This window comes from Paraburkholderia sp. RL17-383-BIF-A (assembly GCF_046028015.1).
Classification (GTDB): domain Bacteria; phylum Pseudomonadota; class Gammaproteobacteria; order Burkholderiales; family Burkholderiaceae; genus Paraburkholderia.
The window spans coordinates 223,053-246,113 of sequence record NZ_JARESR010000003.1; the positions used below are offsets into that span (position 1 = coordinate 223,053).

Sequence of the window (23,061 nt, forward strand, 5' to 3'; positions counted from 1 at the left end):
TTTCGGTTTTTTCATCCTAGCACGATGTCGGCGCCGGGGTTCTCCACCCTGCCGGCGCGCGCTGCCAGTGACAATGCGCGCCGCACAAGGCAAGCGGATTACAGGAGCGCCACGACTTCATCGAGCGACGGCGCGTGCGCGCCGGCGTGGCGGCACGCAGCCGCGCCGGCGGCCAGCGCGAACGCGAGGTGCTCCGGCCACGCGCGCTGCGGCGCGGTCATCAGGCTGAACAGCAGGCCGCCGATCGACGCATCGCCCGCGCCGACCGTGTCGACCACCTCGACGCGCGGCGGCCGCGCCTCGGTCACCATCGCGCCGTCGATCAACATGGCGCTCTCCGGCCCGCGTGTGACCAGCACGGTGGCGGCGGGATTCATGGCCTGCAGCTGCGCAAGTGCGCTGGCTTCGTCGTCGGTTTTGAACAGCAGGCGCAAGTCTTCGTCCGACACCTTGATCAGATCGGCGAGCGCGGCCATTTTGCGCAGCGTGGGTTCATAGCCGTGCTCCATCAGATTCCGGTAGTTCGGATCGAAGCTGATCTTCACGCCTTGCGAACGCAACTCGGCGGCAAGCGTGGCGAGCGTGTCGCCGATCGGCTGCCGCACGAGGCTGATGCAGCCGAAGTGCGCCCACTTCACATGGCTCGCCCAGCCCGCCGGCAGTTTCGCCGGATCGAAGGCCAGATCGGCGCTGTTCTCGCCCATGAAGAAGTACGCGGGCGGATGCGTCTGATGCACGATCGCGAGCAACGGCGGGCGTTCCACGCGCTGCATGAAACGCATGTCGAGCCCCGCGGCCACGCTCGCGTTCCACAGCTCATCGGAGAAATTGTCGACGCCTAACGATCCGGCGCACGCAGTGGGCAGGCCGAGCCGCGCCACGCAGCGCGCCACGTTCCAGCCGGCGCCGCCGGGGCGCGACAGCCATTGCGAAGGGCCGGTGCGCACGAGATCGGTGAGAATGTCGCCGGCCGAGACGAAGAGGGGGAATTCGCTATTCGCGTTGGGGTTGCTCATGTTGTCTGCTCCGCGGATTCGGACGCCGTGGCCGCGCCATCGGGCAGCGCGTGGGCCAGTACTTCGTAGCACGCGCCCATGGTGTGATAGTCGGTCTTGCCGGCGGGACTTTTTTCGTCGCTGTACTTGCGGTTGTCGCACGTGAGGATGCGATACCACGCGCCATACTTGTGATCGACGAAATGCGCCCAGCTATAGCGCCAGATCTCGTCGTACCAGTCCCAGAAGCGTTCGTTGCCGGTGCGCTTGCCGAGCAGCGCGGCGGTCGCGAAGGTCTCCGCCTGCACCCAGAAATATTTGTCGTGGTCGCACACGGTGCCGTCGGGACCGAAGCCGTAATAGAGGCCGCCGTGGTCTTCATCCCAGGCGTGCGTCATGGCGGTGTCGAACAGTTCGATGGCGCGTGGCAGCAGCCATGGCAACGGACGGAAGCGCTCGAGAATCAGCAGCAGCTTGGCCCATTCGGTTTGATGCCCCGGCTGGAAACCCCACGGCCGGAAAATGTTCGAGCTGTCTTCCTCGTTGTAGTGCCAGTCGACCGACCAGTCCGCGTGAAAGTGCTCCCACACCAGCCCTTGCGACAACTTTGCCTGACGCAGCGTGATATTCGACGCCACCCGTTCGGCGCGATCCAGGTAGACGAGATGGCCGGTCGCTTCGTGCGCGGCGAGCAGCGCCTCGGTGGTGTGCATGTTCGCGTTCTGCCCGCGGTACGAACTGACCCGCCATTCGGGCGATGCTTCGTCCGCATAGAGGCCCGCGGCGGCGTCCCAGAAGCGGTGTTCCATCAACTCGAAGGTCGCGCCGATCATCGGCTTCGCTTCCTCGATGCCGGCCATCGCCGCATGCGAATAGGCGAGCAGGACGAACGCGAGGCCGTAGCAGTGGCGCGTCGCGTCGAGCGTGCGCTTCTTGCCGTCGTGCCATTCGAGTTCCCAGTCGTAGCCTTCGTGCTGGGCGTCCCAATGTGCCTCGCGCAGGAACTGCAAACCGTGGCGCGCGTATTCGAGATGCTGCGGGTCGCCGAATTGGCGATACGCCATCGCGTAATTGAAGACGTAGCGGCAACTGCTCACCAGATGCCGTGTGGTTTTGTCGTAGACCGAACCGTCGTCGCGGAAGAAATGGAAAAAGCCGCCGCTCGGATCGAACACGTTCGGCGCGTAAAAGCGCAACGTGTCCTGCACATGCGAGAGCAGAAAGTCGCGCTTGCGAAAGCTCTCGACGGGCGGCACCGCAACGGCGCCGTTAGCGGGGTGAAGCGGATCGGATTGCGTCATGGCGTTTTCACCAAAGTACTGGCACGGGCAATGAGATGAACGGGCAGGCGGACTTCCAGTTCGGCAGGTGCGTCTTCAAGCAGAAGCTCGACGCCGCGCCGGCCGAGCGCTTCCTTGTCGACCGAGATGGTGGACAGCGGCGGCGTGGCATGCGCGGCGGCGGGAATGTCGTCGAAACCGATGATGGCGATGTCCTCGGGCACGCGCAGGCCGCGCGCGAGACAGGCGCGCAGCGCGGCGAGCGCGGCGGCGTCGTTGTAGGCGAACACGGCGTCGGGGCGCGGGCCCGGCGCGTCGAGCAGCTGATGCATCGCGCGCGCCGCGCCGCTGTCGGGGTCGAGGCCGGCGTCGATAGTCACTTCCAGCGACGGGTCGAACAGCAAGCCCGCTTCGAAAAACGCGCGCCGGTAGCCGAGCGCCCGCTGCGCGATGCTGAAGTGCGCGAGCGAACCGCCGATAAACGCGACGCGCTTGCGCTGCTGTTCAAACAGGTGCCGCATGGCGAGCGTGGCGCCCGCGGCGTTGTCGAGATTCACCGAGCGCATGCCGGGCGCCCACAGGTCGATCAGTACGAGCGGGCGTTGCATCGCCACCAGCGTGGCCAGCGTTTCCGGTTCGACGAAACCGGCAATTGCCACCGCATCCGGGGCGTGCAGGCGCATCTGCTGGATCACGTCTTCGGTGGGACCGGCGGTCAGTACGGAGGGCACGATGCCGCGTTCGCGGCAGGCGTCTTCCACGCCGTGCAGCACATGCGAAAAGAACGGGCTGACGGCGAAATTGTTGTGCTGACGGTGCAGCAGGAACGTGAGGCGGCGAATGCGCGGACGCAGCTGGGCGGCGTCATAGCCGAGCTTGCGCGCCGCTTCGACGACGCGCTCGCGGGTGGCCTCGGACAGGCCCGGCTGGTTCTTCAGTGCGCGTGAGACGGTGCCGATCGACACGCTGGCCGCGCGGGCGACGTCGCGGATGGTTGTGGCCATCGAATCAGGCGGCCGCTGGTGGCGGCCACACGGTGTTTGGGTTCGGGCGATTGTATAGTAAAACTGCCCTAGATCAGCCCGGAAAACCTTCGATCCACACCCGGAAATACCCGTAGATAATGGTGTTGGCCTGAAATATGTTGTTTAGTAAAACAAGCTAAACAATACTCGGGTAATGTTGTTTGGGCTACCTGTTCACTCAGGCAGCACAGGCGTGACTTCGCCCTGTCCGCGCAGCAGCGACACGCTTTCGTCGGCGTCGATCAGCACGAAACCGCTGGCTTCGTGCTTCGCGCGCCGCTTGGCGAGTGCCGCCACGGAGGCAATTTCCTCGCTGCTATAGAGCGACGGTCCGTCGCCTGGCTCGACGCGCACGCAGCCGATCGCCATCGTCACAAAACCGAAGAAGGTGGTATTGCCGCGCCGGTCCTCGCCGTGTATGCCGCCCGCTAGCCGGTCAGCCGGCGCATAAAAGCGCTGCGCTCCTTCGTTGAACACGTGGATCGCGCGCAGCACGCGTTCGCGCCAGTCTTCGCTTTGGAACAGGATCAGGAAGTCGTCGCCGCCCACGTGCCCGAGGAAATCGCGGGTCGGGTCGCATACGTCGGCAAGCACGACGGCGGCGAATTTCAGCACTTCGTCGCCTTGCCAGTAGCCGTACTGATCGTTGAACGGCTTGAAGTGGTTCAGATCGACGTAGCAGGCGTAGAAACCGGCGTCGTTGCCGAGCAGGCGGGCAATGTGCGAACTGATCGGGATGTTGCCCGGCAGGAAGGTCAACGGGTTCGCATAGCGGGCGGCTTCGATACGCACCTCGGTCACCGCGCGCACGAGATTTTCGCCGGTGCCGAGGCCGGCGTACTTGCCGTTGTCGGTGATGACGAAGCCGTCGGCGAGATAGCGCTGATCGTCGCTCGCGAGAAGCTGGGCCATCTGCTCGACCGTCATCGATTTCTCGATGATCACCGGCGATGCATTGGCGAACAGCAGGCAAGGGCGCTTGCCGAACAGCTCGCGGTGATACGGCAGCGCGTAGCGACCCATGAAGCTGCGGCGGTTGATCAGCGCGACCGGCTCGTCGTGCTCGACCACCGCGACCGCGTGCAGGTCGGGCAGGCGGTTGAACAGTTCGAGCACGTCGTTGTTGGTCGCCTGGCGCGGCAGCGCGGGCGCGTGCACCAGCATCTTCGCCGACGCCATGCCACCCGAAGGCGAAGCGCTGCTCAGCGTGCGCGTGGTCTCGGGAAATACGGCGATGTGGCCGGCGCGCAGCGCGTCACGAGCGTCGTCGGTCACCTTGCGGGCCGGTTGCGCGTGCGGACGGCCGAAGAAAAAGCCCTGCCCGCAGCCAATCCCCATGTCGCGCACCACGATCAGATCCGCTTCGTTTTCGATGCCCTCGGCCACGAGCCGCGCGCCGCTTGCACTGGCGAAGTGTTGCATCGCGCGTACGGCTTCGAACTTGAGCGGATCGCAGGCAATGTCGTGAATGAAGAAGCGATCGATCTTCACGACGTCCGGTTGCAGCCGCACCCAGAGGTTCATGCTGGCGTTCGCGGTGCCGTAATCGTCGAGCGCGAATTGCGCGCCGGTTGTGCGCAGGCTCGTGATCACTGGCAGGAAACTGCCCACGTCCAGAATCGTGCTTTGCTCGGTCAACTCGACCACAATCCGTTGCGGATCCACGCCGCGATGACGCAGCAGCGCGAGCGTGTCGTCGCGCGCCTCGGCCAGCTGACGCATTGCGCCCGCGCTGAAATTCAGAAACAGCTTGCCGTCGAAATCGAGCCGCGCGAACGCTTCGATGCAGGTGCGCGCGGCGGCGCGCTCGAGCTCGATCGTGCAGCCTTCGGCGAGCGCTTGCGCAAACAGGGCGAACGGCGCTTCGAGCGGCGTGCCGGCCGGGCCGCGGATCAGCCCTTCATAGCCGAGGATCGCGCCGTCTTCGAAATCGATGATGGGCTGGAAAACGGCGGACAGGTCGCGCCGGGCGATCAACTCCTCGATGCGCGGCGCGGCGGATCGGGAGGGCGAGCGAGGTTGCATGGCAGGTAGGCGTAGCGATCGACCTTTGGCTTATCGGCTGGACCTGAGCGTAATTAAGTGAACTTTTAGTGAAGCGTTGCACCGGGGTGGTGCGGGTGCGGGTGCGGGTGCGGGTGCGTTTGGGTTGAGTCTGCGCGGGCGTGCGGGTTCGTCTTTCCATGCCTGCTGCCGCCTGCGTCGGCGCGATCCGCGTTGCCAGGAGTTCGCCTATGCCATCCGGTCGAGGCGACAGCCGCCGCGTTTGCGCGTGAAATAACAAAAAAGCCGCGCGAGGCGGCTTTCTTCAAATGACGCTCAGGGAGGGCGCTTATGAATGTCCTGTTTGCATTGCGCGCGTATTCACCGGCGCGCGACGGCGGCGGCGGTCCGCTCGCGCGAGGCGGCGTGGGTCTCGCCGCTGGTGTCGCGCGCGCCCCAGCGCTGCGCGAGCGCGGCGCACACCATCAGCTGGATCTGGTGGAACAGCATCAGCGGCAAGACCACGGCGCCCACCGCATGCGAGGCGAAAATCACCTTGGCCATCGGCACGCCGGCGGCCAGGCTTTTCTTCGAACCGCAGAAGATGATCGTGATCTGATCCGCACGGCTAAAGCCGAGCCGCTTGCTGACGAAAATCGTCACGCCAAGGGCGAGAGCAAGCAGTACGACACAAACCAGCAGCAGGCCGGCGAGTGCGGAGAGCGGAATCTGGTGCCACAGGCCTTCGGTAACGGCCTCGCTGAACGCGCCGTACACCACCAGCAGGATCGAGCCCTGGTCCACGAACTTCAGCACGCCGCGATTGCGCTCGATCCACTTGCCGATCAGCGGCCGCAGCAACTGCCCGGCCACGAACGGCACCAGAAGTTGCAGCACGATGTTGCCGACCGTGTGCCACGGCGAAGCGCCGCTCCCGGCCGCCTGATTGGCGATGACGAGGCTGACGAGCGCGGGCGTGATGAAGATGCCAAGCAGGCTCGAGGCCGACGCGCTGCATACGGCAGCCGGCACGTTGCCTTTGGCGATAGAGGTGAACGCGATCGACGACTGAACCGTAGACGGCAGCGTGCAGAGGAAGAGGATCCCCGCATAGAGCGACGGCGTGACAAGTGGCGAAAGGAGCGGCTTAAGCGCGAGGCCGAGCAGCGGAAAGAGCGCGAACGTGCTGAGCAGCACTACGGCGTGCAGGCGCCAATGCGTCGCGCCCGCAATGATCGCTTCGCGTGAAAGCTTGGCGCCGTGCAGGAAGAACAGCAGGCCGACCGCCACGTTCGTCACCCAGTTGAACCCGACGGCGGCCTGCCCGTGAACCGGCAGGAAGCTGGCAAGGATCACCGTGCCGACGAGGCATAAGGTGAAGTTGTCGGGAAGCAGTTTCGGGCGAGCCATGTCGGAATCTCGATTCGGTGACGCGGAAAAGCGCGGCTGGCCGCGCGCATGAAGGCGCCGTTCCAGCTTATGGAAAACGGCTATTGTTGTTGATTTTCGATTGAAAAAGCAAATTCATTTGCCGAATCGATTAATGAGTGTTGCGCATTGCAGTGCATGTTCCAGAAAATTCGGACGGTCCTGCAAGCTGTGTTTCAGTATTGGCGAGGACTTCTATTTGGTCCATCCACTTTTGACAATCGGGTCGAAAACTAGACTGTGATTCGTCATACGCAAAAGCTCCTCCGCTATCTCGCTAAGGTCTTGAAAGCAAGCGGTTTCAGGGCTTTCGCGCAAGCGCTCTGTCGCAAAAAAACGTCGCAGTAACAAGGTGTTACATCCGCGGCCGAGGCCTAACACTTTTTGGCTCGACACCCTTTGCCGGCACCCATAAATTACGGTTCAAAGGCCGTCGGGATGTCCCGCGCCGCGATGTCTGTCGCAGCGCCCGTGCCAGTCCCAAAACAAGTCCGTCGCAGCTCGAACGGTGGGCTTCAGGCAAGTCTTCGGGCATGAGAGTCACTGGGTGGACGGGTTGTCGAGAACGAGGCAATGGGCGTGGGGCGCGGTTATCGCTGCGCTGTGCTCGTTCGCCTATGCGAAAGCGCCAGGCATGCCGCATTTCGGCGGTGGCGGCTATTCGCGTGCCTCTGCCAATCATGGCGTACGCGGCGACCTGCATAACGGCGGCCGTTTTAATGGCGCCGCTGCAGCGTCGGCCCGCAATACGAATACGGACCGCAATGCGCATCTACCGCATGGTGGAGCAAGTTTCGCGGGCGGAAATTACGGCGACGGGTTTGGCGTCTACAGGCCGGACATGCGCCGGGTGGCCGGACCGGCCGGTTACGCCGGCGACGGCCGCGGCGGCATGCAATACGCCGGTGCCATCACGCCGGTGAGCGCCGAGTCGCGCGGCGTGCCGCGGCCACCGGTCAATGCGCCGGTTCGCGCCGGCTCGATTCGAGCCGACGTTGCCCGCTATAACGAGGAGCGCGGTTCTTCGCGCGCCATGCCGCGCCAGGCGGACGACCCACGTCAGCCAGAAGGCTCGCCGTACCGTAACTAGGCCATGCGCGGTCGTCTTTGTTCGCGGCGCGGGCTGAAGTACTTCTCCGCTGAACCTCTTTCGGCTGAAACTTCTCGGCTGAAACTTCTCGGCTGAACCGTCTCTCGGCCGAACCATCTTTCGGCCGAATCACTTTCCGGCTTAACCACCTCCCGCCTTTCCAACCGCTGCGCAGCGACCTGCCGCTGCCCCGCGCCCCAAGGCTGCGCGCCATGTGACGTTTCGACGCCACACTTTTTTGAAAACACTCGGCAGCACACCCCCTCTCGTCGTCAAATTTGGTCGTTTATGCGGCGGCGCGTCATCCGCATGTCATCTGAGGAGTTATCACGCGGTCGGGCCTAGTGTCGGTAACGTTTTGCGCGCCGCTACGGAGTCTGCGGCAGCACCGCGAACGCACTGTCCGCCAAGGCCTTATCAGGCCGATAAACGATAAAACTAATCAGTCCGATATACCCGCAATAACCAACGATATTTTTGTTCATAAAAATGGTCCGCAAAGATGGTCCCGCCCAGATTGGCTCGATGATCGAACGGACAACAACAATGGTTCGCGCGAGCCTGCCCTTTCGCACAGCCACACCCCTTTTGACAAAGACAGGAGAACCCATGAAATCAAGCATCAGCAGTGCGCTGAAGACCACCCTCAAGGCAACCGCGTGTGCCGCTCTGCTGGCCAGTGCATCGTCTGCTTTTGCGCAATCGAGCGTCCAGCTCTACGGTCAGGTCGACGAATGGGTCGGCGCGCAGAAATTTCCGGGCGGCAAGACTTCCGTGCAAGTCTCGGGTGGCGGCATGTCGACCTCGTACTGGGGCCTGAAGGGGGCGGAGGATCTGGGCAACGGCTACAAGGCGATCTTCGCGCTGGAAGGCTTCTTCCTTGCGCAGAACGGCCAGTATGGCCGCTTCACGGGCGACACGATGTTCTCGCGTAACGCGTACGTCGGTATCGAATCGCCCTACGGCACGGTGACCGCGGGCCGTCTGACGACGCCGCTGTTCGTGTCGACGATTCTGTTCAACCCGTTCATCGACTCGTACGTGTTCTCGCCGATGGTCTATCACACGTACCTCGGCTTGGGCACGTTCCCGACGTACTCGACAGACCAGGGCGTGACGGGTGACTCCGGCTGGAGCAACGCGGTGCAGTATTCGTCGCCGAACTTCAACGGCCTGTCGGCGTCGGCCATGTACGCGCTCGGCAACACGACCGAGAACGGCGCGAAGAAGTGGAGCGGCCAGGTGCTGTACTTCCACGGCCCGTTCGCGGCAACGGCTGTCTACCAGTACGTGAACTTCAACAACGTGCCGAGCGACCTCGGCAGCTTCAGCACCTCGGGCGTTCCCGGCCTGAAGAGCCAGAGCGTCGCGCAACTCGGCCTGTCGTACGACCTGAAGTTCGTGAAGTTCTTCGGCCAGTACATGTACACGTACAACGACCAGCAGGTCACGAGCTGGCACGTGAACACGGCGCAGGGCGGCGCTTCGGTCCCGTTCGGCCCGGGCACGGTGATGGCGTCGTACGCCTACTCGCGCGACGGCGGCGGCTTCGACCAGACCCGTCAAACGGCTGCGATCGGCTACGACTATCCGCTGTCCAAGCGCACGGATATCTATGCGGCGTATCTGTACGATCACATCACCAGCCAGTCGAGCGGCAACACCTACGGCGTCGGCCTGCGCGCGAAGTTCTAAGCGCTCCGGGCCGGCTGCGCGACGCCTCCTTGCTGGTGTCGCGCGGCAGCGGCTGCATCGAGCTTGATCTCCCAAGCCCGCCTTCTTTGGAAGGCGGGTTTTTTTGCTTTTGGGCTCCGCTTCTTATGGCTCACGACGCCGTTTTGCTGACCATCTTTTGATAAACCAGGCAAAATGACACCGATTGATTCCTGAAGTGAGCGATTGAGATGGATACCCTCGTCAGCATGAAAGTGTTCCGCCATGTGGTCGAAGTCGGCAGCTTTGTCGGCGCGGCCGAACGGATGGAGATGTCGGCGGCCATGGCGAGCAAGCACGTGATGCATCTCGAACAGCAACTCGGCGCGCGGCTGCTCAACCGCACCACGCGGCGGGTCGCGCCGACTGAGGCGGGCCGCGAATATTACGAGCGTCTGAGCCAGGTGCTCACCGAACTCGAGGAGGCCGAACAGGTGGTCGGCGCGGCGAGCGTCGTGCCGCAGGGGCGCTTGCGGGTATCGTCGCTGTCGGCATTCGGCTTGAGCCACGTGATGGCCGCGGTGGCCGACTATGCCGCGCAGTATCCGCAGGTCACCGTCGATATGACGCTGTCCGACCGGGTGGTCGAGTTGATCGACGAAGGTTTCGATGTCGCGATCCGGGCTTCGCCGAGCGGGCTCAAGTCGTCTTCGTTGATTGCGCGGCAGATCGCGACCGCGCATCTCGTGCTGTGCGCGTCGCCTGCCTATCTGAAGCGGCACGGCACGCCGAAGACCGTCGCCGATCTGGCGCGTCACAACTATCTGCAATACGCGGGCGTGTCGGCGCTCGAAATCGCGCCTGCCGCCGGTGACGCTTCGACGCGCGTGCGCCTGACGGGCAACCTCATCGTCAACCATCTGGAAGCGCAACGCGTGATCGTGCTGCAGGGCGCGGGCATCGCGATGCTCGGCACCGAAGTGATCGGCGACGATCTGGCCGCGGGGCGTCTCGTGCCGCTGCTGGTGGACGATGTTCCGCCGCGCGAGTTGCCTATTCATGTGGTCTACGCGAGCCGGCGGCATCTGTCGGCGAAGGTGCGCTCGTTTGTCGACTTCCTCGCCGAACGGTTCGCGAACGAGTCGCTGTGGCCGTCGCTCGAACAGATCAAGGCGCTGGCGGTGCGGTAGGCGCGTGGGCCGGTCAAGCGCCGCGACCCGTTTCGCTATACTGGGTGCAGCACCCATACGCGTAACGATCTGGGGGAGACATGACCGATCTGTCCACGCCGCAGCGCATCGGCAGCCACAAGCTGCCCGCGGGCCGGCGATTGCGCTTTGTCACGGCGGCTGCGTTGTTCGATGGCCACGATGCGTCGATCAACATCATGCGGCGCATTCTTCAGGCGAGCGGTGTCGAGGTGATTCACCTCGGCCATAACCGCTCCGTCGATGAAGTCGCCACCGCCGCGCTGCACGAGGACGCCGACGGCGTCGCCGTGTCGAGCTACCAGGGCGGTCACAACGAATACTTCCGCTATCTGGTCGACCTGCTGCGCGCACGCGGCGGCGAGCGCATCAAGGTATTCGGCGGCGGCGGTGGGGTGATCGTCCCGGAAGAAATCGCCGAACTCGAGCGCTACGGCGTCGAGAAGATCTATTCGCCGCAGGACGGCCAGCGGCTTGGTCTGCAAGGCATGATCGACGATATGATCGCGCGCTGCGCTGAAGGGGCGCGCGCGGCGGCGAGTGAGGTGAGTCCGGTTGGCGCGTGGGTGGCCGAGCTTTCGGAGCATGGGCTGCCGCGTTCTGATTCGCATGACGATGCTGCCGCAGAGGATCACGCGGCAGCCGCGCGCGATTCAGCCAGCAAGGCGATTCAAGCGGGCAGGGCCAACACGGCCGACACGGCCGACACGGCCAACACGGCCAACACGGCCAACACGGCCAACACGGCCAACACGGCCAGCACGGCCAGCACGGCCAGCACGGCCAGCACGGCCAGCACGGCCAACACGGCCAGCACGGCCAGCACGGCCAGCACGGCCAGCACGGCCAGCACGGCCAACACGGCCAACACGGCCAACACGGCCAACACCACCCCCAACCCAACATCCCTCGCTTTCCGCCGACTCGCCCAACTCATCAGCGCATTCGAAACGGCCGCCATCGACGCCGCCTCGCGCGAAAAACTGTCCGCCGTGGCCAAAGCAACCGCGATTCCCGTCCTCGGCATTACCGGGACAGGCGGCGCCGGCAAGTCGTCGCTCACCGATGAACTGATCCGCCGCTTTCGCCTCGACTACGGCGACGCGCTCACCATCGCCGTGCTCGCCATCGACCCGTCGCGCCGCAAGTCCGGCGGCGCGCTGCTGGGCGACCGCATCCGCATGAACGCTATCGGCGACTGGGGTGGCGGCGCGCGCGTGTACATGCGATCGATGGCGACGCGCGAAGCGTCGAGCGAAATCTCCGCCGCATTGCCCGACGCGCTGATGCTGTGCAAGGCGGCGGGCTTCGATCTGATCGTCGTCGAAACGTCCGGCATCGGTCAGGGCGACGCGGCGATCGTGCCGTTCGTCGACGAATCGCTGTATGTGATGACGCCGGAGTTCGGCGCGGCCAGCCAGTTGGAGAAGATCGACATGCTCGATTTTGCCGGCTTCGTCGCGATCAACAAGTTCGATCGCAAAGGCGCACCGGACGCGTTGCGTGACGTCGCCAAGCAGGTGCAGCGCAATCGCGGCGATTTCGCGAAGTCGCCCGAAGCGATGCCGGTGTTCGGCACGATCGCCTCGCGCTTTAACGATGACGGCGTGACCGCGCTGTACCTGCACGTCGCCGAAGCGCTGCGCAGGCACGGCTTGCGTGTGGGCGGCGGCCGTCTGGCAGCGCCCAAAGGCCTGCGGTTTTCGAGCGGCCGCAACGCCATCGTGCCGCCGACGCGGGTGCGTTACCTGGCGGATATTGCGCAGACGGTTCACGCTTATCGCGAGCGCGCCGACGCGCAAGCACGCGTGGCGCGCGAGCGCTGGCAACTTGTCGAGGCGCGCAGGATGCTCGGGGAGGCGGGGGCGGCTGCACGTGGAGTTGCAGTTGCGAGCTCAGGTTCCGCCGCAGGTGCAACCAATGATCCAAGCACAAACGCCGTTTCAGGCACAAACGCGCCTGCGAACTCAACCTCAACCGCAAGCCCAGAAACGACCACACCCACCGCCACCGGCAACCAGAATCTCTCCCAACTCGACACCCTGATCACCCAACGCACCGCGGCACTCGGCGAACGCGAGCGCATCCTCCTCGACACCTGGCCGCAAACCGTCGCCGCCTATTCGGGCACCGAACACATCGTCCGCATTCGCGACCGCGAAATCCGCACCGCGCTCACCGTCACGACGCTGTCCGGCTCGGAAGTGCGCAAAGTCTCGCTGCCGAAATTCGTCGACCACGGCGAGATCCTGCGCTGGCTGATGCTCGACAATCTGCCCGGTTACTTTCCCTTCACCGCCGGCGTGTTCCCGTTCCGCCGCGAAAACGAAGACCCGACGCGGATGTTCGCCGGCGAAGGCGATCCGCAACGCACCAATCGTCGCTTCAAACTGCTCTCGGAAGGCATGCCGGCCAAGCGTCTGTCCACCGCGTTCGATTCGGTCACGCTCTACGGAGAAGAGCCGCACGAGCGCCCCGACATCTACGGTAAGGTGGGCAATTCGGGCGTTTCGGTGGCGACGCTCGACGATATGAAGACGCTCTACGACGGATTCGACCTGTGCGCGCCGGAAACCTCGGTTTCCATGACGATCAACGGCCCGGCGCCGACCATTCTTGCGATGTTCTTCAACGTCGCGATCGATCAGCAGATCGCGCGCATGACGCAACAGCAAGGCCGCCCGCTCACGGACGACGAACTCGCCGCGACGCGCCGCGCGGCGCTGGAAAACGTGCGCGGCACCGTGCAGGCCGACATCCTGAAGGAAGACCAAGGCCAGAACACCTGCATCTTCTCGACCGAATTCAGCCTGAAGGTGATGGGCGATATTCAGGCGTACTTCGTCGAGCACGGCGTGCGCAATTTCTATTCGGTGTCGATCTCCGGCTATCACATCGCCGAAGCCGGCGCGAACCCGATTTCGCAGCTCGCGTACACGCTCGCGAACGGCTTCACCTATGTCGAGGCCTATCTCGCCCGCGGCATGTCGATCGACGACTTCGCGCCGAATCTGTCGTTTTTCTTTTCGAACGGCATGGACCCGGAATACACGGTGCTGGGCCGCGTCGCGCGACGCATCTGGGCCGTTGCCATGCGCGAGCGCTACGGCGCGAACGAACGCAGCCAGAAGCTCAAGTATCACGTGCAGACGTCGGGCCGCAGCCTGCACGCGCAGGAGATCGACTTCAACGATATCCGCACCACGCTGCAAGCGCTGATCGCGATTTACGACAACTGCAACTCGCTGCACACGAATGCCTTCGACGAAGCGATCACCACGCCCACGGAAGAGTCGGTGCGCCGCGCGGTGGCGATCCAGTTGATCATCAACCGTGAATGGGGGCTCGCGAAGAATCAGAATCCGAATCAGGGCAGCTTCGTGATCGAGGAACTGACTGACCTGGTGGAAGAGGCGGTGCTGGCCGAATTCGACCGGTTGACCGAGCGCGGCGGCGTGCTGGGCGCGATGGAAACGGGCTATCAGCGTGGACGCATCCAGGACGAGTCGATGCTGTACGAACATCGCAAGCATGACGGTTCGTATCCGATCGTCGGCGTGAATACGTTTTTGAGCGCGCATCCGCATGAGGCGCCGCAGCCGATCGCGCTAGCCCGCTCCACCGACGACGAAAAACAGAGCCAGTTGCACCGTCTGCATGCATTCCAGGCGCAGCATCGCGAAGCGGCGCCTGCCGCGCTCGAACGCCTCAAGCGCGCGGTGATCGACGATCAAAACGTGTTCGCGGTGCTGATGGACGTCGTGCGTGTCTGCTCGCTTGGGCAGATTACGCACGCGTTGTTTGAAGTGGGCGGGCAGTATCGCCGCAACATGTGAGTCTTGCTGCGCGGCGATCGCTGCGGCTCGGCCCGACGGTCGGGCCTGAGGCGCGGGCCTGAGGCGCGGCCGCAGCGAAATCTCCTCAGATCCGGCGCCTCAGCCGAGGCGCTCCAATGGGACGCTCAGCGCGCAATCCCCAGCCGCGCCTTCGCGTCGTTATATTCCTTCGTGAGACGCTGCACCAGTTCGCTCACGCTCGGCACGTCGTCCATCAGGCCGACGCCCTGGCCCGCGCCCCAGATGTCTTTCCACGCCTTCGCCTTGTCGCTGCCGAAGTTCATCTTGGTCTTGTCCGATTCCGGCAGCGCGTCCGGGTCCAGCCCCGCGTTCACGATACTTTCGCGGATGTAGTTGCCGTGCACGCCGGTGAACAGGTTCGTATAGATGATGTCGGACGCCGTGGAATTGACGATCGCCTGCTTGTAGCTGTCCACCGCGTGAGCTTCCTTGGTCGCGATGAAGCGCGTGCCCATGTAGGCGAGGTCCGCGCCCATGGCCTGCGCGGCGAGAATCGAGCCGCCGTTGGCGATCGAGCCCGACAGCACGATCGGGCCGTCGAACATGCGCCGCACTTCGCCGACCAGCGCGAACGGCGAGGTCGTACCCGCATGGCCGCCCGCGCCGGAGGCCACCAGGATCAGTCCGTCGACGCCCGCTTCCAGCGCCTTCTGCGCATGCCGCAGATTGATCACATCGTGCAGCACGATGCCGCCGTAACTATGCACGGCGTCGACGATTTCCCGCGCCGGCGCCCGCAGGCTCGTGATGAAGATCGGCACCTTGTGTTCGACGCACACGCGCACGTCGTGTTCGAGCCGCGTATTCGACTGATGGACGATCTGGTTGACCGCTATCGGCCCGATGATCGCATCGGGGTTGGCCGCCTTGTGCTCGGCGAGCTGCGTCTGGATCTGCGTGAGCCATTCGTCGAGCAACTCGGCCGGGCGGGCATTCAGCGCGGGGAACGAGCCGACGATCCCCGCCTTGCATTGGGCCAGGACGAGTTCGGGATAGCTGACGATGAACATCGGCGAGGCGACGACGGGCAGCGCAAGTTTTTGCAGAACGGCGGGCAATGCCATAGTGCGAGTCTCCTGATTTGAGCGGACCGGTGCGTCGTTGCGCGCCCGGCGATGAATGAGTTTAGCGGCACATGGCTTGCGGTGCTTTTATCTGCCGCAGCCACCCGAATATTTAAGAACGGTCGTTCGATTATAGGCGAAGCGCCGTGCTTGCGTCCGGTCGCTGCGTTTGGAACAGTTGGAAGGAGTGTTCAGGTTCTATGCTTGCGTGGGCTGTCCCACCTCGCGCGGTCATATTGGGCTTCTACAATGCAGTGACTCCAAATCACAAAAGAGAGAGACGCCATGGCCTTCGAGAATTTCACGCCTTTTCGCGTCGCCGTGGGCGATGTCGATATTTTCGGAGTGAAGGGCGGAGCGGGGCCGCCTCTTCTGCTGCTGCACGGTCATCCGCAGTCGCATCTGATCTGGCAAAAGTGCGCCGCGCAACTGGCCGAACATTTCACCGTCATCGCAACCGACCTGCGCGGCTACGGCGCATCGGGCAAGCCGCCGAGCGACGCCACGCACACGCCGTATTCCAAGCGCGCAATGGCCGCCGATCAGGTTGCCGTGATGCGTCATTTCGGCTTCGAACGTTTTCTCGTGTGCGCCCACGATCGCGGCGCGCGCGTTGCGCACCGCATGGCGCTCGACCACAGCGACGCCGTCGAGCGTCTGATGCTGCTCGATATCGCGCCGACGCTCGCGATGTACGAAGCCACCGACCGCGCCTTTGCGACGCACTATTTCCACTGGTTCTTCCTGATCCAGCCGGAGCCGCTGCCCGAGACGCTGATCGGCGCGAACCCGACGGCCTATGTCGACGCGGTGATGGGCAGCCGTCACGCGGGTCTGGCGCCGTTCGAGCCCGCCGCGCTCGACGCCTATCGGTCGGCGCTGGCCGAACCGGGCGCCGTGCACGCGATGTGCGAGGACTACCGCGCGTCGGCGAGCATCGACCTGGAGCACGACCGGGCCGATATCGAACGAGGTTACAAGATCGGCTGTCCGCTGCGCGTGCTGTGGGGCGACAAGGGTGTGATCGAGAAGTGCTTTGACGCGCTGGCGGAATGGCGCCATGTGGCGCGCGACGTGAGTGGCCGCGCGTTGCCTTGCGGGCATTACATCCCCGAGGAAGCGTCGAGCGAACTGGTCGCCGAAATGCTGTCCTTCTTCGAAGCGGTCGAACAGTAACTCAGCCGCTTCGTTCCCTTCGTTCCGCCGCGTACACGCACGCGCGCTTCGTCTAACCGAGCGGAGGCAAGCGGCGCGCGACCGGTGTCGACTTGACGATGGCGGAGCTGGTCTCCGCGCGCTCGGCGACTTTCGTCAGAATTTCGTCGAGCTGCTCGATCGAGTGGAGGTACAGGCGGCAGATGAAACAATCGTCGCCCGTCACCTTGTCGCACTCGACGAACTCCGGAATCCGCCGGATCACTTCTTCCACGAGATGCAACTGACCGGGCAGCGGCTTCACGCGCACGATGGCCTGCAACGTGTAGCCGAGGGCGCGCGGATCGATGTGCACCGTAAAGCGCTCGATCACGCCTTGCGCTTCGAGCCTGCGCACGCGCTCCGCCGTACTCGGCGCCGACAGTCCGACCAGACGCGCCAGTTCGCTGACCGGCTGACGGGCGTCTTCTGCCAGCGCGGCGAGTAGTGCGCGGTCCGTCTCATCGAGTGGGGCAGGTGCCGAGGGAGTAAGGCGTTTGGTCATAACGGCCTTCGATTATTAGGTTTCATCGCAGTTGCGCTTAAGTTTAGCCATGTATTCAGGCGATCGGATTAATTACACTGCTGGTCGTGCAGGAATCAATTCGAGGATTGAATCATGGCGTCAAACGAAATTCGCCGCGGAGCCGCGGAAATGACCATGGCCATGCTGATGTCCGGCACCATCGGCTGGCTCGTGGTGTCGTCGCAGCAAGGCCCGTTCAATGTCGTGTTTTTCCGCTGCATTTTCGGCGGCGCGACGCTGGCGCTCGTCTGTGCGGTGCTGGGTTTGTTCCGGCGCCAGCTCTTCTCGTGGAAGATGCTCGGCCTCGCCTTGCTCGGCGGGGCGGCGATCGTCATCAACTGGGTGCTGCTGTTCGCCGCGTATTCGCGCGCGTCGATCTCGATGGCCACGGCCGTCTATAACACGCAGCCGTTCATGCTGGTGGCGCTCGGCGCCCTGGTGTTTCGCGAGCGCATCAGCCCGTCGACCGTGGTCTGGCTGGTGGTTGCGTTTATCGGCCTCGTGTTCGTCGTGAGGGTCGAGCCGGCGGTGTTGGCGGTGCCGGGGCAATACCTGGTCGGCGTCGCGTATGCGGTGGGCGCGGCGGCCATGTATGCCGTGTCGTCGATCATCACGAAGCGGCTCAAAGGGACGCCGCCGCATCTGATCGCGTTGATCCAGGTGTCGCTCGGCGTGCTGATGCTCGCGCCGTTCGTGCGCTTCGACGCGCTGCCCACAAGCGGTGTGCAGTGGCTCGAACTGGTCGTGCTCGGCATCGTCAATACCGGGCTCATGTACGTGCTGCTGTATGGAGCGATCCAGAAGCTGCCGACTTCAATGACCGGCGCGCTCTCGTTTATCTATCCGGTGGTGGCGATCATTGTCGATCGGGTTGCGTTCGGGCAAACGCTGGCGTGGATTCAGGTGCTCGGCGCGCTGCTGATTCTGTTGGCTGCCGCGGGCGTCAATCTCGGCTGGCGGATCGTGCCGCACAAGCGCCTGTCGTCGACATGACAGATATTGTGTCGTTGCAGCGTGCGGTAATGCTATGGATTCCAGAGTAACTGGGCGCCGGGATTGTTCGTATGAGCGGACTAATGTTTCGAAAGCTGCACGACTACGGGGTTTTGTAGTGTGACGTGTATGCCGCTTTAAAAGCGCGCGTCAAACTTCTGTAGGGAAATCACTGATGCGGCCAAAAAACCGGCACGCGTATCATGCGACTTGACGCTGATCACGTCCGACAGAATTTCCGCCGCTCGCCAGTCATGGTTGAGCGGCTTTCTTTTTGTACCGACGGTTCGAGCATCTCGCGCTGCCTGTCGGCGGCGGCGCGCTCCACGTCACGTCACGACGCACGCGCGACAATGCGCTCACCATCCACTTCCAGCGGCCCATTTCTCGCCGCCAGTTCCTCCACGATCTCTTTCACCAGCGCGGGCCACTCGCCGCGCGGCTTGAGCATCGACGCGGCGGCGCGCATCACGGCGGCGTCGTCGAGCATGTGCAGCAACGTGTCGAAGCGCATTGCGCGGACTTCGAGCAGCTTGAACACGATCAGCACCTTCAACGCATTCTTTGCGTTGCGCGCGGGATCGGCACGCAGCCACGCCAACCGCGAGAAAGCGCGTTCAAGCGCCTGTTCGACATTCGTGAAGGGTGCGCCATGACCGGGAATGACGAGGCGCACGTCGAGCTTCGCAATGGCTTCCAGTACGGCCTGCTCCTCGGCGAATCCGCTCTCGCCCTCCAGTTCGGGAAAGATCACGCCGAAGCTGTTTTCCCACAGCGCATCCGCGCTGATCAGGATGCGCTCGCCCGCGCAGTAGAGCATCAGCGAATGCGGATCGTGGCCGGGCGCGCCGAGCACGTCCCAGTCGAGCGCGCCGAGCCGCAACTGTGCGCCGGGTGCAATCGTTCCAGTGAAGCCGAAGCGCTCGCAGTTCTGGCCGGTGGCGCGAAACGTGAGGCGTGCCTCGTCCCAGTCGCGCACGGCATCGGCTTCCGAGGCGGGAATCACGGTGCGGCATGGCCACGTCGCTTGCAGGAGCGCATTGCCGCCACAGTGGTCCGAGTGCAGATGCGTGTTGACGATCAGATCGAGCAGCCGCGTGCCTAGCGCTTGCCGCACGAGCGAGACCGTTTGCGGCGCGTGCGTGGCATAGCCGGTATCGATGAGCGCCGTGCATGCGTCGTCCACCAATAGCACGTTGTTCGACGATAGCCAGCCGCGTTCGAAGACGCGAATCGATTCCGGCAGCGTGATCATGCTGAGTGGGGCGTCGCGCTCGCATGAGCGGCGGCTTCGGGTTTCGGCATGACGAGAATGGTCGACGAACCGATCAACATGAGCTCGCCGCGCTGATTCACGACCGTGCCTTCGAGGTGCGTCAGATCGCCGTTCAGGCTCGGTTTCCAGTAAGCGTGCTTCACCCGCCAACTGATGGTGAGCGTGTCGTTCGCATGGACGGCTTTCTTCAGCTTGATATCGAACTCGAGACCAAGCGGTTGCGCGTAGGCCGAGTAATGCGTCGCCAGCAGCGCCATGAAATGCGCGGTGGGTTGTGTGCCGGACGCGATCAGGCCGCCGAAGCGGCTCTGCGCCGCATACGCTTCGTCGTGATGCAACGGATTGTGGTCGTTGACGAGCGATGCAAACGATTTCACCGACTCCGCCGATAGCACCAACGTCGAACTGAACGTCTCGCCGATCGTGACGATGCGCGGCGCGGCGTTCATCGCTGCTCCTTTGGCAGGCTCGCCATGAATTCCACGTGGCGCGACTCGATCGCGTCCCAGACCGCGCGCTTCGCGTCGTCGTCGAACGACGACCAGCCGGCGATTTCGTCGATGGTGCGCAGGCATCCTTCGCACCAGCCGGTCGATGCATCCATCCTGCACACGCTGATGCAAGGCGACGGCACGGCGTGGTCGTCTTCGGTATCGAGGCCTGCTGTCATGTCGTCACGCCGTCTCGCGCAGCGCCACGTCGATCACCGGCGCGCCCGTCAGCGCGATCAGTTCCTGCGCCGTCAGATTGAACACCGCATGCGGATGGCCCGCAGCGGCCCACAGGCTGTCGAGTTCGAGCAGATCGGCGTCGATCAGCGTGACCGGTTCGGTGGCGTGACCGATCGGACAGACGCCGCCAATCGCATAGCCGGTTTTTTCGCGGACGAACTTCGCATCCGCGCGGCCGATTTCGCCGACCTGCGCGGCGACCTTTTTTTCGTCGACACGATTCGCGCCGCTCGCCACCACCAATACCGGCGCATCGTCTTCACGGCGGCGAAACAGGATCGATTTGGCGATCTGCGCGACCGAGCAGCCGAGTCCGGCGGCGGCTTCGGCGGATGTCTTGCCGGTTTCCGGCAGCATCACGATGCGGCCCGCGTGACCGCGTTCGCGCAACAGCAGCGCGACGCGGCGTGCCGAGTCGGGCAGCGCGCTGAGATCGTCGGATTCGAGGGAAGCGTGGTCCGTCATCGTTTCAGGTCCTGATGGTTTGCATGAGTATTGAGCGCATGCGTCGAGCAAGCGTCAGACGCAATTGGCCGCTTCGCTGCGCGCCTTGGCGAGCAGCGCTTTACCGGCGCGCGAAACGTTGGGCCGGCCGATCGACGTGGAGATGAAATCGCCGATGGCCACGACTTGCGCGAGTTCGATGCCGGTTTCGATGCCGAGCCCTTTCATCAGATACAGCACGTCTTCGGTCGCGACGTTGCCGGTCGCGCCCTTTGCATACGGACAACCGCCGAGGCCCGCCACCGACGCGTGATAGATCTCGATGCCTTCCAGCAACGCCGCGTAGATGTTGGCGAGCGCCTGACCATAGGTGTCGTGAAAGTGGCCCGACAGACGCTCGCGCGGAAACACCCGGGTGACCGCTTCGAACACTTCACGCGTGCGCCTGGGTGTGCCGACGCCGATCGTGTCGGCGATATCGATTTCGTCGCAACCGAGCGCCGCGAAGCGCTCGACGACATCCACCACCGACGCCACCGGCACTTCGCCCTGATACGGACAACCCAGCGCGCACGACACGCTGCCGCGAATCCGCAGGCCGTGCTGCTTGGCCGCCTGCGCGACGGGCGCAAACCGGTCGATGCTTTCCGCGATGCTGCAGTTGATGTTTTTCTGCGAGAACGCTTCGCTGGCGGCGCCGAAAATCACGATCTCGTCCGCACGCGCGGCGAGCGCGCCTTCGAAGCCGCGCAGGTTGGGCGTCAGCACCGAGTAGATCGTGCCGGGGCGCCGTTCGATGCCGGCCATCACGTCCGCGCCGTCCGCCATTTGCGGCACCCATTTCGGCGACACGAACGAAGCGGCCTCGACGTTACGGAAGCCCGCCGCTGACAGACGGTTGACCAACTCGATCTTGGTCGCGGTGGGGACGAACTCTTTTTCGTTCTGCAGTCCGTCACGCGGACCGACTTCGACGATTTTCACTTGCTGGGGCAGTGCCATGATGTGTCTCCTATGCGGTCCCATGCAACCGGTCGCCGCCAGATAGGGCGGCGCTCCTTCAACGGGACCCGATATGTTCAGTATCCACGTTCGATATCCACCACGCCGCTGACGGTAGCGCCGCCTACCAGCGCGGTGATCTTCCTCGCGACCTGAGCGACGCTTTCTTCGCGCAACGTCAAAGCCGAGACATGCGGCGTAATCGTGATGCGCGGCTCCTGCCAGAACAGATGATCCGCCGGCAGCGGTTCTTCGCGAAACACGTCGAGCGTGGCGGCGGCGATCTGGCCGCTCGCGAGCGCGTCGAGCAGGTCCGGTTCGACCAGATGTCCGCCGCGCGCCACATTGATCAGATACGCGCCGCGCGCAAGCCTCGCGAAGGTGCGCGCGTTCAGCACGTCGCCAGTTTCAGGCGTATGCGGCAGTAGATTCACCAGCACTTTTACACCGTCGAGAAACGCGTCGAATTGCGCTTCTCCGGCGAACGTTGCGATGCCGTCGATCTGCCGCGGGCTGCGGCTGTAACCGCGCACCGGCATGCCGAATGCCGCCACCGCCTGTGCGACATGCGCGCCGAGCACGCCGAGTCCCAACACGCCGACGGTAAAACTTTCGCGCGGATGCGGCTCCAGCACTTCCCAGCGGCGCTCGTTTTGCTGCGTCTGATATTCGTCGAAGCGACGCAGATAGCGCAGCACCGCATGCGTGACGTACTCGGCCATTTGCAGCGCCATGCCGGTGTCTTCGAGGCGGATCAACTGCGCGTTGCGCGGCAACGTGCCGGGCTGTTCGTGTTCCAGCGCGAGGATCGCGTCGACGCCAGCGCCGAGATTGAAGATGGCGCGCAGATCGTCGCGGCCGGCCAGCATCTCGCGCGGCGGCCGCCACACCACCGCGAAATCGGCGGGCGCGGTATCGCCCGGCTGCCATTCACGCAGATCGGCCTCCGGCAGCGCGCGGGCGAAGTCGTGCAGCCACGCGGCGGCGTCGGCATGCGGCATGTAGAAGAGGATTTTCATACGGTCCGGAAGGCGCCTGCGAGGTCGAGTCGAGTGACGGAGAAGCCACGACACGGCCGATGCGGCAGATGCAATGCTGCGGACGACGCGTGCGGCATGAGGCCTCCTCCTTTTATGGATAGGCTTCATTCTACTTTTTCGACGCGGATTGCGCGCGTTTGCGCACGAGCGTGCGGTTTTGGTGGTGCGCTTTCCGTCGGGAGACCTCTATCTGGCGGTGCTTACGAGCGTTTGGCGCTCCATTTGCCCGCGCGTTTGCTCGCGCATTTGCCCCATAACCAAAGCACAAAAAC

19 protein-coding genes are annotated in these 23,061 nt (G+C 64.0%); 6 read left to right on the forward strand and 13 right to left on the reverse strand.

Annotated features, from left to right (window positions below; genetic code table 11):
* Nucleotides 1-98 precede the first annotated feature (98 nt).
* From P0D71_RS05055 to P0D71_RS05075, 5 genes are all read right to left on the reverse strand, one after another.
* On the reverse strand, nt 99-1,016 hold the full coding sequence (locus P0D71_RS05055) for a carbohydrate kinase family protein (protein ID WP_408479397.1): 918 nt from the start codon (nt 1,014-1,016) through the stop codon (nt 99-101).
* Entirely contained in the window at nt 1,013-2,296 is a 1,284-nt protein-coding gene (locus P0D71_RS05060) for an AGE family epimerase/isomerase (RefSeq protein WP_408479398.1), read from the reverse strand. Before P0D71_RS05060 ends, P0D71_RS05055 begins: the two co-directional genes overlap by 4 nt.
* Complete coding sequence (locus tag P0D71_RS05065) at nt 2,293-3,279, reverse strand: LacI family DNA-binding transcriptional regulator (protein ID WP_408343722.1); 987 nt, start codon at nt 3,277-3,279, stop codon at nt 2,293-2,295. The genes P0D71_RS05060 and P0D71_RS05065 overlap by 4 nt, the downstream gene beginning before the upstream one ends.
* A 195-nt stretch (nt 3,280-3,474) precedes the next feature.
* Nucleotides 3,475-5,325 carry an EAL domain-containing protein gene (locus P0D71_RS05070; protein ID WP_408479399.1) on the reverse strand — a complete coding sequence of 617 codons (1,851 nt, stop codon included), beginning with the start codon at nt 5,323-5,325 and terminating at the stop codon, nt 3,475-3,477.
* Between the two features lie 339 nt (nt 5,326-5,664).
* Nucleotides 5,665-6,693: a bile acid:sodium symporter family protein gene (locus P0D71_RS05075; RefSeq protein WP_091796997.1), complete on the reverse strand. Its 1,029-nt coding sequence runs from the start codon at nt 6,691-6,693 to the stop codon at nt 5,665-5,667.
* A 565-nt stretch (nt 6,694-7,258) separates the two neighbouring features.
* Between P0D71_RS05075 and P0D71_RS05080 the strand changes: the two genes are divergently transcribed.
* The 4 genes from P0D71_RS05080 to P0D71_RS05095 all read left to right on the forward strand — a co-directional run bounded on the left by P0D71_RS05080 (nt 7,259) and on the right by P0D71_RS05095 (nt 14,498).
* Nucleotides 7,259-7,801 carry a hypothetical protein gene (locus tag P0D71_RS05080; RefSeq protein WP_408479453.1) on the forward strand — a complete coding sequence of 181 codons (543 nt, stop codon included), beginning with the start codon at nt 7,259-7,261 and terminating at the stop codon, nt 7,799-7,801.
* Between the two features lie 609 nt (nt 7,802-8,410).
* On the forward strand, nt 8,411-9,496 hold the full coding sequence (locus tag P0D71_RS05085; RefSeq protein ID WP_408343718.1) for a porin: 1,086 nt from the start codon (nt 8,411-8,413) through the stop codon (nt 9,494-9,496).
* Nucleotides 9,497-9,705: 209 nt separating this feature from the next.
* Nucleotides 9,706-10,644 (forward strand): LysR family transcriptional regulator, encoded by a 939-nt coding sequence (locus tag P0D71_RS05090; RefSeq protein ID WP_091796989.1) that lies wholly within the window; start codon nt 9,706-9,708, stop codon nt 10,642-10,644.
* Nucleotides 10,645-10,724: 80 nt separating this feature from the next.
* The gene (locus P0D71_RS05095; RefSeq protein WP_408479400.1) at nt 10,725-14,498 is read left to right on the forward strand and encodes a methylmalonyl-CoA mutase family protein; all 3,774 of its coding nucleotides are present in this window, start codon (nt 10,725-10,727) and stop codon (nt 14,496-14,498) included.
* A 125-nt stretch (nt 14,499-14,623) separates the two neighbouring features.
* On the opposite strand, the gene P0D71_RS05100 is transcribed toward P0D71_RS05095, so the two are convergent.
* A complete protein-coding gene (locus P0D71_RS05100) occupies nt 14,624-15,583 on the reverse strand; it encodes an NAD(P)H-dependent flavin oxidoreductase (RefSeq protein ID WP_091796985.1) in 960 nt (319 codons plus the stop codon).
* Nucleotides 15,584-15,868: 285 nt separating this feature from the next.
* On the opposite strand from P0D71_RS05100, the gene P0D71_RS05105 reads away from it, so the two are divergent.
* A complete protein-coding gene (locus tag P0D71_RS05105) occupies nt 15,869-16,759 on the forward strand; it encodes an alpha/beta fold hydrolase (RefSeq protein ID WP_408479401.1) in 891 nt (296 codons plus the stop codon).
* 52 nt (nt 16,760-16,811) lie between these two features.
* On the opposite strand, the gene P0D71_RS05110 is transcribed toward P0D71_RS05105, so the two are convergent.
* On the reverse strand, nt 16,812-17,282 hold the full coding sequence (locus tag P0D71_RS05110; protein ID WP_408479402.1) for an Lrp/AsnC family transcriptional regulator: 471 nt from the start codon (nt 17,280-17,282) through the stop codon (nt 16,812-16,814).
* A 114-nt stretch (nt 17,283-17,396) separates the two neighbouring features.
* On the opposite strand from P0D71_RS05110, the gene P0D71_RS05115 reads away from it, so the two are divergent.
* Nucleotides 17,397-18,296 carry a DMT family transporter gene (locus P0D71_RS05115; protein ID WP_091796981.1) on the forward strand — a complete coding sequence of 300 codons (900 nt, stop codon included), beginning with the start codon at nt 17,397-17,399 and terminating at the stop codon, nt 18,294-18,296.
* A 334-nt stretch (nt 18,297-18,630) separates the two neighbouring features.
* Here P0D71_RS05115 and P0D71_RS05120 read toward each other — a convergent pair whose 3' ends face one another.
* From P0D71_RS05120 to P0D71_RS05145, 6 genes are all read right to left on the reverse strand, one after another.
* The gene (locus P0D71_RS05120) at nt 18,631-19,551 is read right to left on the reverse strand and encodes an MBL fold metallo-hydrolase (RefSeq protein WP_408479403.1); all 921 of its coding nucleotides are present in this window, start codon (nt 19,549-19,551) and stop codon (nt 18,631-18,633) included.
* Nucleotides 19,548-20,021, reverse strand: a complete 474-nt coding sequence (locus P0D71_RS05125) for a MaoC family dehydratase (protein WP_408479404.1) — start codon at nt 20,019-20,021, stop codon at nt 19,548-19,550. Before P0D71_RS05125 ends, P0D71_RS05120 begins: the two co-directional genes overlap by 4 nt.
* The gene (locus tag P0D71_RS05130; protein ID WP_408479405.1) at nt 20,018-20,242 is read right to left on the reverse strand and encodes a DUF1289 domain-containing protein; all 225 of its coding nucleotides are present in this window, start codon (nt 20,240-20,242) and stop codon (nt 20,018-20,020) included. The genes P0D71_RS05125 and P0D71_RS05130 overlap by 4 nt, the downstream gene beginning before the upstream one ends.
* 4 nt (nt 20,243-20,246) lie before the next feature.
* Nucleotides 20,247-20,768, reverse strand: a complete 522-nt coding sequence (locus tag P0D71_RS05135) for a YbaK/EbsC family protein (RefSeq protein ID WP_408479406.1) — start codon at nt 20,766-20,768, stop codon at nt 20,247-20,249.
* Nucleotides 20,769-20,822: 54 nt separating this feature from the next.
* Entirely contained in the window at nt 20,823-21,749 is a 927-nt protein-coding gene (locus tag P0D71_RS05140) for a hydroxymethylglutaryl-CoA lyase (RefSeq protein ID WP_408479407.1), read from the reverse strand.
* A gap of 77 nt (nt 21,750-21,826) precedes the next feature.
* Nucleotides 21,827-22,768, reverse strand: coding sequence for a 2-hydroxyacid dehydrogenase (locus P0D71_RS05145; protein WP_408479408.1), 942 nt, complete (start codon nt 22,766-22,768; stop codon nt 21,827-21,829).
* Nucleotides 22,769-23,061: the final 293 nt, after the last annotated feature.